9 protein-coding genes are annotated in these 12173 nt (G+C 57.8%); 6 read left to right on the top strand and 3 right to left on the bottom strand.

Annotated features, from left to right (window positions below; genetic code table 11):
• The first annotated feature begins 5 nt into the window (after positions 1-5).
• Both NJD74_RS08880 and nhaA read left to right on the top strand, forming a co-directional pair.
• Positions 6-563, top strand: a complete 558-nt coding sequence (locus NJD74_RS08880) for a hypothetical protein (RefSeq protein WP_197579826.1) — start codon at positions 6-8, stop codon at positions 561-563.
• A gap of 650 nt (positions 564-1213) precedes the next feature.
• Positions 1214-2386, top strand: coding sequence for a Na+/H+ antiporter NhaA (gene nhaA / locus NJD74_RS08875; protein WP_197579824.1), 1173 nt, complete (start codon positions 1214-1216; stop codon positions 2384-2386).
• Positions 2387-2462: 76 nt separating this feature from the next.
• Here nhaA and betT read toward each other — a convergent pair whose 3' ends face one another.
• The 3 genes from betT to NJD74_RS08860 form a co-directional block, all read right to left on the bottom strand.
• Complete coding sequence (gene betT / locus NJD74_RS08870; RefSeq protein ID WP_253128167.1) at positions 2463-4466, bottom strand: choline BCCT transporter BetT; 2004 nt, start codon at positions 4464-4466, stop codon at positions 2463-2465.
• Positions 4467-4485: 19 nt separating this feature from the next.
• Complete coding sequence (locus NJD74_RS08865) at positions 4486-5586, bottom strand: hypothetical protein (RefSeq protein ID WP_197579822.1); 1101 nt, start codon at positions 5584-5586, stop codon at positions 4486-4488.
• Positions 5587-6069: 483 nt separating this feature from the next.
• Complete coding sequence (locus tag NJD74_RS08860; protein WP_253128166.1) at positions 6070-7323, bottom strand: DUF2254 domain-containing protein; 1254 nt, start codon at positions 7321-7323, stop codon at positions 6070-6072.
• A 255-nt stretch (positions 7324-7578) separates the two neighbouring features.
• Here NJD74_RS08860 and trkA point away from each other — a divergent pair, with 255 nt between their 5' ends.
• From trkA to NJD74_RS08840, 4 genes are all read left to right on the top strand, one after another.
• Complete coding sequence (gene trkA, locus NJD74_RS08855; RefSeq protein ID WP_197578522.1) at positions 7579-8967, top strand: Trk system potassium transporter TrkA; 1389 nt, start codon at positions 7579-7581, stop codon at positions 8965-8967.
• 113 nt (positions 8968-9080) lie between these two features.
• The gene (locus NJD74_RS08850) at positions 9081-10487 is read left to right on the top strand and encodes a TrkH family potassium uptake protein (protein ID WP_197578521.1); all 1407 of its coding nucleotides are present in this window, start codon (positions 9081-9083) and stop codon (positions 10485-10487) included.
• 22 nt (positions 10488-10509) lie between these two features.
• A complete protein-coding gene (locus tag NJD74_RS08845; protein ID WP_309252302.1) occupies positions 10510-11001 on the top strand; it encodes a BLUF domain-containing protein in 492 nt (163 codons plus the stop codon).
• A 93-nt stretch (positions 11002-11094) separates the two neighbouring features.
• Positions 11095-12120, top strand: coding sequence for an ankyrin repeat domain-containing protein (locus tag NJD74_RS08840; RefSeq protein WP_319624015.1), 1026 nt, complete (start codon positions 11095-11097; stop codon positions 12118-12120).
• Positions 12121-12173: the final 53 nt, after the last annotated feature.

The raw sequence follows: 12173 nt of genomic DNA, 5'->3' as shown, positions 1-12173 counted from the left end.
ATCGAATGGCATGGGTCGAACAAAACTCGCAATCCGATGGAGATGTTGTAGCTAAGATGGATGGGCCGAAGACATGGAAGGAAAAATTCTACGATCGTCTGCCATGCATTTTCTCTGGACTTTTCATTCTCTTTCTCGCTCTGGCGTTAGTGCCGCCCTTCGAGGGGGTTTTCCTCAGGATCGGCAATCTGCTCGTTATCGGTGGAACGGCCTGTATCGCATCTGGCGTCATACTGAAGAGCAAGCTTATTCGTCATGCAGAAGAGATCGTAAAAAGTGAGACTCGTAATCCAACGCGTTACACATCGAGGGAGGAGCTTGTGGAAGTCATGGTGGGGCTGCTATCGGACTTGGAAAGAGGCAAGACGCTAAGCCAAGCGAAAGATGATCTTGATCGAAAATGGGGGTCGCCGGAATTCCAAGTTCAAGGGTCCGCTATCATCAGTCAAAAGAACATCGCTCAAGCGTTCATCAAATCATCCGTGCGCACGTATTTGGGTTCGGTCGCGATCATTGCCGGAACCTTACTGCTTTGCGCCGAACAGGTCATTAGGATTGCGTGATGTTTCGTTGGGTTAGTTGACCCATGCAGCTAGGCGGACCAAAATCACAAGGATAGTGAAACAAATAATGCACAAGACAACCTGATTTGCCTTTTTAAAGCTGTGGAAAGGTGGTTTGATCCTTGCTGGCTTGCGTAATTTTTCAGTCATCATCATCTCCTTTGCGTTTAACTTAATCGCTCATTGGGTTCCGTCAAGCCTGATGCTTATTTAATCTGATGATCGAGCTCGCTTCTGAATGACCTGGCGATCACTCGCGGGGATAGGGGGCGGTGCGGAGCCGTTGCTAGGCGGCGGGGCTGAAGCACGCTATCGCGCCTAAGTATTGCGACATCTGTCGTCTGAACAGTGACAACCGGCCGAGGGGCGGGTGCTTGACCCTTCGGGTTTGATCCGTAAAATTGAATTACGGCGTGTGCTGCGTGCGCCCGGGGTTAGGTCCCGATTACGGAGAACGACCTGTCGTTTTCCGAGTCTACGCATGCTGATACCCCGAAGTTCCGACCATTTCGATGTCTCACAGCTCTCAAATTCTTGGGCTGGGCGGCGTCTTCCATACCTCGATCAACCATGAGCTGACGAACCTTTCAGGTGCGTCGAGTCTGGTCGTGCCTCTCCGGTTTGTTCGCTCCTTGCTTTAAGGGAGCACGATGACAACCATAGACCGACCGCGCAGCATCTTTGCCCGCATGCTCGCTAACGAGGCATCTGCGGGTGTGGCACTAATGATGGCGTCGATGGTCGCTATCTTGCTGGCCAACAGTCCAGCAGCGGGCAGCTATTTCGCATTTCTGCATGCTCATGCCGGCCCGGTTCTCAGTGAGAAACTCGGGCCAATGACGCCGCATCTTTGGATCAACGACGGGTTGATGGCGATCTTCTTTCTTCTTGTCGGCTTGGAGATCAAGCGCGAGCTTATCAGTGGGCGGTTGTCCTCCTGGCAGCAGCGCAGATTACCAGCTGTGCCTGCGCTGCTCGGCATGGCACTTCCTGCTCTGATCTTTCTGATCGCATCTCGGCACGAGCCCTCCCTTTCCAACGGCTGGGCCATTCCTGCGGCCACAGACATTGCCTTTGCGGTGGGGGTGCTGGCGCTTTTGGGGCGGCACGCGCCTCCCAGCTTGAAGCTCTTGCTGCTGTCGGTGGCCATCATCGACGACATGGGTGCAGTGGCAATCATTGCCCTGTTTTACACCTCGTCCCTCGACATCGGAGCTCTGGCGGCTGCAATCGGCGCGGGGCTTGCCATGTATGCGCTAAAGAGAAACGGTGTGGAGCGGCTCTGGCCCTACTTGGTTCTGCTCTTGGCCATGTGGTATGCCACGCTTCTTTCAGGTGTCCACGCCACGATTGCAGGCGTTGTCGGTGCATTTCTGATCCCCTACGGCGCCAGTGCTAAGTCGCCACTGGTTCGCTTGGAGCACGGCATCGCTCCTTGGGTTGGCTTCGTAGTCGTGCCGATCTTTGGCTTTGCCAATGCCGGTGTGGATCTGTCTGGGATTTCGATGAGCGCCATTTTGGCCCCGCTGCCGTTGGGAATCGCTGCTGGGCTCTTCGTCGGCAAGCAAATGGGCGTGTTCGGAGGCGTTGCCCTTGCGGTCAAGACCGGGCTTGCTGAAAAGCCAGCGGGCGCATCATGGCTACAAATCTACGGCGTGAGTTTGCTCTGCGGCATTGGTTTCACGATGAGCCTCTTCATCAGCTCGCTCGCGTTCCCATTGGACCCTACGTTCGTTGAGGATGCCAAGGTCGGCATCTTGCTTGGATCGCTGCTTTCCGCGCTGCTGGGAGCGGTCGTCTTGAGGTTTGCACCCCGAAGCTAGAACAGGTTGCCGATCTGTATCTAAGGCATCTTGGCCCAAGTCCCGGCCAACCGAATCCGGTTGGCCGGGGCATTGATCAGCGAACGTGATCCAGGAACTGGCGGTGGCGCTCGTATTGGTCCAGCACATCGTGGATCAACTGCACCTTTGGCCAGCCCATAACGTCGTAGTCTTGCCCGCCTTCGCGCAGGTAGACCTCAGCCCGATAGTGGCGCGTGCCCTCGCTCACCGGGCGACGCGGGTCCTGCAACGCGAAGGTGGGCGGCTCGTAAGGCTGGGGACGCACCGAGTAGAAGAAGTCCATTTCCTCGCCATGGCCTACGCGAAGCCAGGCGCGCCCATCCTCCCCTTGGGTGACTTCAACCGGAAGATCCTGCTTGCGCAGCTCCACCGCGACCTCTTGGAGCGCGGGCAGCACCTGATCCTTGATGAAGCCGACGACCTCGATCTTGACGGGGTTATGCGCGAGCAGCTTAAGCCTGGCGCGCCAGTCATCGCTGGTGCCCGGAAGCAATCGTGCATCACGAGAAATCGAGCGCTTGGTTGCGTCCAGATGCATGGCTTTGAGAAGCCCCCAGCACATCAAGATCATGACGATCGTAAAGGGGAGGGCGCTGGCAATAGTCGCAGCTTGGAGTGATTCAAGGCCACCTGCAATGAGCAGGGCAACAGCGATGCCACCAACCAGTAGTGCCCAGAAGATGCGCTGCCAAACCGGAGACTCTTCCTCGCCCTTGGAGGTCAGCATGTCTATGACCAGGGCGCCGGAGTCAGCGGAGGTGACAAAGAACAGTGCGACGAGGACAACGGCAAGCGAGGAGGTGATCATCGTCAGGGGAAGGTGGCGCAGGAACTCAAACAACGCCATTGAGCTGTCATCTGACACTGCCTTGACGAGCTCTTGAACACCTTCGGAGCGAACCATGAACAAGGCCGAGTTGCCGTAGATGGTCATCCAAAGGAACGTAAAGCCCAGCGGAACCAGCAAGACGCCAACCACGAATTCACGCACCGTGCGGCCTCGCGAAATACGGGCGATGAACATCCCAACGAAGGGCGACCACGCAATCCACCAACCCCAGTAGAACAACGTCCAGCCGCCAAGCCAGCCACTGGGCTCATAGGCATACAGGTTGAAGGTCATTGAGAAGAGCTGGGAGGCGTACATGCCAGTGTTCTGGACAAATGCCTGCATCAGGTGGACCGTGGGACCGCAGACAAGCACAAATGCAAGAAGTGCCACGGCCATGATCATGTTGATCTCAGACAGGCGACGGACACCACTGTCGAGTCCCGCGACGACCGACCCTGTGGCCACCAGGATGATGATGCCGATCAACGACACCTGGACGAGGGTGCTCACTTCCAGGCCAAATAAGTAGTTCAGTCCGGAGTTGATCTGCATTACGCCCAGGCCAAGCGATGTGGCCAGGCCAAAGATGGTGCCAAGCGCTGCAAACGTATCGACCGCATGGCCGATAGGTCCGTGGATGCGTTCTCCAATGAGTGGATAGAGCGCTGATCGCACCCGCAACGGTAGGTTGTGGCGATAGGCAAAGTAGGCCAATGCCAACGCAACAACAGCGTAGATGGCCCAGGCATGCACACCCCAATGGAAGAAGGTGATACGCATCGCTTGGCGAGCTGCCTCGGCAGACTCGGCCGTGCCTGTCGGCGGGGTAGCGTAGTGCATGATCGGCTCTGCCACGCCGAAGAACATCAGGCCAATGCCCATGCCTGCGGCAAAGAGCATGGCAAACCACGAGGCATAGCTGTAATCGGGGCGACTGTGGTCTGGGCCGAGCTTGATTCGCCCGTAGCCACTGATCGCGACACCGACCACAAAGACCAGGAAGCCTGCGACCGATAAGATGGTGAACCAGCCCGCGTCGTTGGCGGTCCAGTTCTTGGCCGCCGTGAACCAAGTTGTCGCTTTTTCTGGAACGAAGATGGATAGCGCCAGCAGTAAAAGCACGATGGCCGCAGTGGGAATGAACACCTGCGGCAAGATGCGCTGGCGAACAGGAGTGGGTGGCGGAGCGGGGCTCTGCATAAATTCCTCCGGTTGATGATCGTTCAAGCTGGAATGCGGCTTGAGCTTAGAAGTAGAACCCGATGTTGAGGTTGAGTCGGCTATGCCAGCGGGAAGGGCCGCCGTCATCGATTCCGATGCCGTCGCCGCCTGCAAACCACATGTTCTTGCCAGCAATCCAGTCCACGTAAGTCAACATGATCCCTTTTTGCAGGCTGCATCCGGTGACGTTCTGCCATGACTCCCTCACACCTTGGCTGCGTCCCACCGGGCGCGTCATGCTGAGGTTGTTGTAGCAGGTGATGTCATCGAGCCAACGCTTCTCACCGAAGGAGTAGGCCACGTTTGCGCTGGGGACATCGGCTTCCGACGCAATCTCGAAAGGGGCAAGAAACGCTGACATCGCAATCCTGTCGCCTGGCACGCTGTAACGGTAGCGAGCCCATTGCAGCTGGGTCGTCCAGCCATCGCGTTTCCACTGGGCATGCAGCGCTGCACCCTGGTGGCCATAGTGACGGCGGGTGGTGGTGTTCTGAACCTGACCGCTGAATGCAGAAGCCCCGAGCAGCAGCTCACCGTCATGCAAGGAGCTGGTGTGTTCGTATCTGAAATGAACGCGCTCCCGCTCCTTGTAGGGCAGATCAGCGGTCTGGGCCACGTCAAAGGAGTATCGGTCGTAGCGGGAGCCGCTTCCGTATTCATCGCCCGAGAACCAGCCGGCTATCCAGTGATGGTCGCCACTCCGATGGCTAACCGTCACGCCCGGATCGTAATCGTCTTCAATGCCAAGGTAGTAGCCTGAGCCAAACCAAAAGCTCTGGGAAACGGTAGGCATAAGTCCGAAGGGGACCTGCTGGATGCCCGCTTTGAGCTGCGTTTGGTCGTTGAAATTCCATCCGGCGTAGGCATGGTGGACGGCATCGAAGCCGTCATACCAGCGATATTGAGCCGAGAAGAAAAGGGGGCCAGCGCCGGCTTTGACGTCTGCGCGAAGCAGTTCAAGTTGCAAGCGGCTTGTGGGACCGTAGTCCAGCCAGCCATAATTGAACCGGACGGCACCACCCACATCGACAAACGGTTCAAGCTGAGTGTCGGGCGCTTCTTGAGCATGGATTGTGGCTGTGGCCGTTGCCGCAGCACACAGAAAAATCAGGGGAAATACCTTCACAATAGTGTCCCGTGGCCTCCATTTTGCGAATGAAAGCGTCCAAGTCTAGCGCGTTAGCGCGAGCCACCCAAGCGAGGGATGTCTTCCGCATGGTGCGCGCGGCATGATTAGGCAGCAACTGGGACGCATTGGGGCGGTATAAAACCATGATGCCCGTGAAAACGAGGGGAGGGCGTGACGGGCGACTGTCGGAAGTAGTGATACGTCGCGCGTGCGGCCAATTGAAGGAGAGCAATGTGCCTAATCGAGTGCGGTTTTACGATCGCGACGGAAATGGAATACGGTTGCCTGAGGGGTGGTGGTTGGATCTCGATAGAGAGATCCCGTCGCTGGTGAGTGTCGCGAAAAAAATTGATCTGCCTATTTCCATTCGAAGCGACCAGCCCAATCTCAGCGCCTCATTCCTGCTAGAAATCTTGGCCCAAGTTCCAGATGCGGTCAGGATTGAATGACGCAGATAGATCCGATTGAGCTCCATCGACATCAGTTCGGTTCCGCTGCGGCCTGGGGGGCGACAGCCTGTTGCGCCCTTTTGTGTTCTACGGTGGCGATTGTTCGAAGCTTGTCGCGATCCTGAGAGAAGCTAAGGGTCTGCAAGGCCCGCTCCAGAGACAGATCGGCGTAGCGCCGCGCCGCCTGGCGCGTGGTGGATGAGCAGCCAGCAGACAGTGCGGCGAAAGCTTTTTGGAGCCTGATGTTGACTTCAAGCGACCCTGCTGCATCAGTCGATATGGGCGCGAACACGTCTTCAAACAGGTCATCCACATCAAGCTGAGCCATGTGCACGAACGGATATTGAACGTCCTTGGCCCCGGATCCGGATGACAAGGCGTCCCATTTGAGCAGCAGGCGAACACAGGTGCCGATGACCGTAATGCACGTCCCTGGATCATTGACGGCCGGCGACAGCGCTCGCACACCAATCTCAGCAAGGACGACCAAACCGTAACGCGGATCGTTCTCTATCCGACGGGAGCCGCCGATGGTGAAAGCTGCAAGCAGCTGCGTTCTCTGCTCATCGTGGAGGGTGCCCCAGACACTGAGCAGCGCGCGGTTTGGGGTTGCAAAGGTGCCGGGCTGACAGTTCACATAGACGATGAGCTGGTGTTGTTCTGCAACCGTGTTGAGGCGCTGCACATCAATGTGTTCAACATGGCCTACATCCGCAGCGAAGACATCGACCGTGCTGCTCGGAGCGACGCCGGAGTAGGGCGTAGCGCCAAGGAAGGGCTCTTCTGCACGCTGCTTCATGGATTTCAAGGTGGCTTGCTCGACAAGATCGACCGTTTCGCCGAGTCGTCCAAAGCGGGAAAATTGCTCGATGGCGCGGAGAAGCGTGACGGTGATGACGATGATGACCGCAATGGTCGCGCCAAAGAGAACAAGTCTGCCGCTGTCCCCGTAGATGCCGGTGCTCAGCGCAATGAGCCCGACGATGGAGAACAAGAACGCACCGATGAATGTGGCCAGCGTGCCTTGCGCTCGCGTATCTTCAATCAGGAGCCGGGACGCGCGCGGCGTGGCATTGGTCGACGCCGAGCCGTAGGCAGCGACCATGGTGGATAGGGCAAAGGTGGTCACTGTCAACATTGAGGCGGCAAGGATGCCAAGGATGTTGCCAACTGAGTCGGCACCAATCTGCGTTGCCAGCCCCTCCGGCAGCACGAATTTAGCGCCCGCACCGGCCAAGGCAGTAGCCACGCCTAGAACGCCGTAGAGCGTGGATCGGAACCACATCCTCCTGCTAATCCTGAATAGGGCCAGCCGCCACTTTGTCATCATCGGACGCTTGCTCGTTACCTGTGTTGACAGTATCCCAGCCGCCCAGGCCTGTGTGCGTCAATACGAGGTGAGCAGGCTGCAATCCAGCGGCCGCTGCGCCCAACTCCGTAGGGTGACACTCCCTGCCCGGGGCCTATAAAATCGAACTCCTTAGACCGGTTCGGAGCTTGGGTTTTCGACATTGGCATCTGTCCTGTCAGCCCTCTATCCATGAAGATTATTGTGTGTGGCGCGGGCCAGGTGGGGATGACGATTGCGCGCCAGTTGGCCTCGGAAGGTGTGGCGATTACGATCATTGACACCGATGCCGAGCTGATCAGGCGGGCGGATGAAAGCCACGACATTCGCGGGGTCGTCGGACATGCCTCTTACCCGGATACGCTCCGGGAAGCTGGCGCGATGGATGCTGACATGCTGATCGCTGTGACGCGTTCGGATGAAGTCAATATGGTCGCCTGCCAAGTCGCCTACTCGCTTTTTAAAGTAAAGCGCCGAATCGCCCGTCTTCGCCATGTGGGATACACCGCGCGCGATGCAAACGGCCTGTTTGCGGCTGAGCATCTGCCCATTGATGTGATCATTTCCCCGGAGGCTGAGGTTGCCGAGGGAATTACGAGGCGGCTTCGCACGCCAGGTGCTTTTACGATCCTCCCCTTGGCTCGCGGACAGTTGGAAGTGATCGGAATCGGTGTGACGGATCCAGATTGTCCGGCGATGGGTGAGCGCATCTGTGACCTTGAGTCAAACGGCAAGTTTGAGCACATCAGGGTCCTTGCCATAACCCGCAAGGGCATTACGTTCATTCCCACGCCGCAGGATCGCGCTGAGCTGGCGGACGAACTTTACATACTCGCGCGATCAGAGCGGCGCAAGGCGACGATGGCGCTTTTCGGGCACCGCGAGCGCCCCGTTGCCGAACTTGTGATCGCAGGTGCCGGCAATGTGGGCATGCACCTGGTTCGAAACATCCGCGCCTTGCTTCCGAAGGCGCGGATGACGGTCATTGAACGGGATCGGGATCGGGCACGCTACGCGGCGGAAACACTTGGTGGCGATGTTGTTGTGCTCCATGGCGATGCCCTGGATCGGTCAGTGCTTGAAGAGGCTCGGGTCGATCAAAAGGAAACTCTGGTTGCCGTAACCAACGACGATGAGTCCAACATCTTCTGCTCGCTCTTGGCGCGAAAATTGGGCTGCCGCCAGGCCGTGACACTGGTCAACAAGAGCACCTACGCCACACTTCTTCCCGGAATGGGCATCAACGCAGTCGTCAGTCCAAGCGCGGTGACGGTCTCGACCGTGCTGCGGCACGTCCGTCGAGGGGCCATTGTCGGTTTGCAGACGTTGCGCGAGGACTTTGGTGAAGTTATTGAAGCCACGATTGGTGCCGGAAGTTCGCCACTTTTAACGCACACCATCGGCGCGCTTGGTCTGCCGGAAGGCATTAAAGTTGGTGCCGTCATTCGAGAAGACCACCCACTTGATATGACAGCCGAGACCCGGATAAATGCGGGTGACAGGGTCGTGCTGGTCGTGGCATATGGCGAGATCGATGTTGCAGAGAAGCTTCTTGGCGGAGCGGGCGGGCGGTCGTTTTGAAAGCCAACAGTAGCGGGATGCGTTGGGCACCAGGTCAGACGTCAATACCGCACAATGGCTTTCGTCTGGTTGCGGCGATCGTTGGGCAAGTCCTGTTGGCAACAGCTGCCTTCATGCTGCTGCCCATGGTTGCGGATCTCTATTACGACAACCGGGATTGGTTGGCGTTTGGGATGGCCTCTTTGGTTTCAGCCGCCTGTGGCAGTGCGCTGAGCTGGGGCTATTGGCGCTCTCGCGGGAAGTGGGGCAAGTCGGGCCTGACATTGAGGCAGGCCTTCGCCCTGACGCCACTGAGCTGGGCTGCCGTGTCCGCCGTGAGTGCGCTGCCGTTTCTCTTCTCGGAACACCCGCAGCTTCGCGGACATCTTGCCAACGCATTTTTTGAAGCGATCTCCGGCATCACAACGACCGGCGCCACGGTCATGACGGGTCTTGATACCGCGCCCCCAGGCTTGTTGCTTTGGCGAGGGCTGCTTCAATGGATGGGTGGCATCGGCATTATCGCGACTGCCATTGCCATCTTACCCGCGCTCGGCGTGGGCGGCATGCAGCTGTTTCGCACGGAGTCCTCAGATCGCTCGCAAAAGGCCATGCCCCGGGTTCGGCAGATCGCCTCGACGATAGGGTATGCCTACATTGGTCTGACGGTTGTGGCCGGCCTGGCCTATTGGCTGGCAGGCATGAACCCCTTTGATGCCATCGTGCATGCGCTCACCTCGATTGCGACGGGCGGATATTCGACCTCAGATCAATCGTTCGGTCGATGGCAAGACAACGGGATCCAGTGGCTTGCCACGCTCTTCATGCTGTCAGGGACCTTGCCCTTCGTCTTGTATGTGCGGTTCTTGGCTGGGGACCGGAGGGCTTTCTTTGATCGCCAGGTCAAATCTCTGCTGGGGCTTCTGGCAGTGTCGGTGGGTGGGATTGGAACGTGGTTGGCTGCATCCGGCCAATATGGATTTGAGCAGGCTTATCGATTCGCGGCCTTCAGTGTGGTTTCCGTGGTCACCACCACAGGCTATGCCGTAACGGACTATGGCCAGTGGGGAGCGGCCGTCGTAGGGGTGTTTTTCCTGTTGACGTTTGTTGGCGGGTGCACAGGCTCCACGAGCGGGGGCATCAAGATCTTTCGCTTCGAGGTCATGGCAGTGATGCTTCGCGTCCACTTCCTACGCCTGCTTTATCCCAATGGGGTCTTTCCTCGGTCCTACGACGGCAAGCCGCTCTCCGACGAGGTGATCGGCTCAGTGGTGGCGTTTCTAACGGTGTTTTTGGTCTGCTATGCCGTCATTACGGTCGTGCTGCTTGGGCTAGGGTTGGACTTCCTAACCAGCGCCAGCGGCGCGGCCACGGCGCTGTCCAACGTAGGGCCGGGATTAGGGGAGACCATTGGGCCAGCAGGGACGTTCGCTTCGCTGCCAAGCGCAGCCAAATGGGTGCTGTCGTTCGCGATGCTGCTGGGGAGACTCGAGCTCTTCACGGTGTTGATCATCTTCCTGCCTCGCTTCTGGCGGGGATGACGTATAGTTCGTGCATGTGCGGATGCTTAGTTTCCCCGTGCCGAAAGCCCTTTTCTCCCCACACGCAGCTCGACCAATGCCGCACTCGTATTTGATCTTCACGAGCCTTGTCGCGCCGGGGCTAGAAAGCAAGAACTTTCCCGAGCTTTGGAAAGAGGCGGAGCGGGCGAATGCAGGGTGGGGTGTTACGGGCACCGTGGTCTTTGATGGTGAAATTTTCTTGCAGTATCTAGAAGGTCCGAAGTCAGGCTTGGACGTAATCTATCGAAGACTGGTTCGAGCAAGCTTCCATCGAGATACCACGATTATTGACCGTGGTCTTACGTCTTATCGCCGTTTTCCTGAGCCCCGCCTCGTTTGCTTGACTGTGACGCCAGAGGCCATGGCTCAGGCCCTTAAGCTAAGTGGCTTTCTTTTCCGGAGAAGGGGCCGGACTGCAAGAGCACTGCATCTTCTTGAACAAACCGTGACGTCCTTTTCGTCTCCACGATGGCTCACGAAACTAGACGGCTAGGGATTGGTGCCACGCGCTTGCCGTAGGACTTCAGCTACTTGACGAGCGAAGGGCTTGCATTAAGCTGGTTTTTTTTGGGATTACTTCGTGACTGTGAGCCGCGATCTGATTGGTGATATCGAGACGGCCGATGTGGTCGCCATCACAAAGATTGTTTGTGAGTCTGCCGACAGTGCGCGCTTGGCATGGGAAGTGGTTCACGACGCCATCAATGCCAAGCGTGAGGCGGTCATCGAAGCGTTGGTTCCCATGTTGTCCTCCAAGGACAGAGTTTTTGCCTTGGCGTTGGCGGCCGAGGAGGGGCTACTCAATGTTGTTCGTAAGCTTGTTCCACTGACTGAACCGAGTGCCAAAGACTCGATGGCGCTGGTGTGTGCAGCTCGGGCGGGGCGCAAAGATGTCGTGGAGCTATTGTTACCCGTTAGTGACGCACTAGCGGATCACTCCGCTGCACTATACGAGGCAAGCGCCTGCGGGCACGCTGACGTGGTGAAGCTGCTAATTCCGCACAGCGATCCTTACGACAAGGACAGTCGAGCTCTTGCTCAGGCTGCTCACGGGGGCCATCTTCGTGTGGTCAAACTGCTGCTTCCGGTGTCATCATCGATCATTTGTGCGACTCAGATATTTCCGGCGGCGGCTGGGCACGGGGCAACAGAGGTCGTCAAACTCATGCTTAAAGCTAAGCTGCCAGATGCCGCGCACACGTATGCAGCTGCTTTTGACCTTGCGGCAAGTAAAGGTCAATTTGAGGTCGTTGAGCTTATCTTGGGTGCAATTGATCAGCTCGGACGCCCGCGCCGTTTCGGCGAGAAGGCGATCTACGATGCAGCTAGCAAGGGCTACCGAGAGATCGCGGAGTTGCTGGCACCGACCGTAGGTCAAAGCGCGTGTAATGCTGCGTTGGTCGGAGCAGTCGGTCACGCCCAGCGAGAGACAGCCCGAGTTCTCTTTCACCATGCAAACTTGGATGAAGTCAGGGCGAGGCTGTTCAGTCCCGAGCACCACGCGCTATTGGACGAGCTTGCGGCTGAGGCGACTGCACAGCAGGATCGTGAGGCCTTGAACAAGCAGACCCAGCTGCCAATAGGGTCGCGTTCCAATATTCCGCGACTTTAGCAGGATCGTCGTGCTGTCCGAGTATTCAGCTTGCGATTGCGGCTGGGGGCCGA

The sequence above is a fragment of the Stenotrophomonas sp. RG-453 genome (assembly GCF_033843685.1).
Taxonomy (GTDB): Bacteria; Pseudomonadota; Gammaproteobacteria; order Xanthomonadales; family Xanthomonadaceae; genus Stenotrophomonas; species Stenotrophomonas bentonitica_A.
This window is presented reverse-complemented; position numbering and strand designations above follow the sequence as displayed.

What these genes read in the sequence shown, in the direction of transcription:
- NJD74_RS08880 (WP_197579826.1), top strand. Translation starts at nt 6, where the DNA reads ATGGCATGGGTCGAACAAAACTCGCAATCCGATGGAGATGTTGTAGCT.
- nhaA (WP_197579824.1), top strand. Translation starts at nt 1,214, where the DNA reads ATGACAACCATAGACCGACCGCGCAGCATCTTTGCCCGCATGCTCGCT.
- NJD74_RS08860 (WP_253128166.1), bottom strand. Translation starts at nt 7,323, where the DNA reads ATGTGGTTCCGATCCACGCTCTACGGCGTTCTAGGCGTGGCTACTGCC.
- trkA (WP_197578522.1), top strand. Translation starts at nt 7,579, where the DNA reads ATGAAGATTATTGTGTGTGGCGCGGGCCAGGTGGGGATGACGATTGCG.
- NJD74_RS08850 (WP_197578521.1), top strand. Translation starts at nt 9,081, where the DNA reads ATGCTGCTGCCCATGGTTGCGGATCTCTATTACGACAACCGGGATTGG.
- NJD74_RS08845 (WP_309252302.1), top strand. Translation starts at nt 10,510, where the DNA reads ATGCTTAGTTTCCCCGTGCCGAAAGCCCTTTTCTCCCCACACGCAGCT.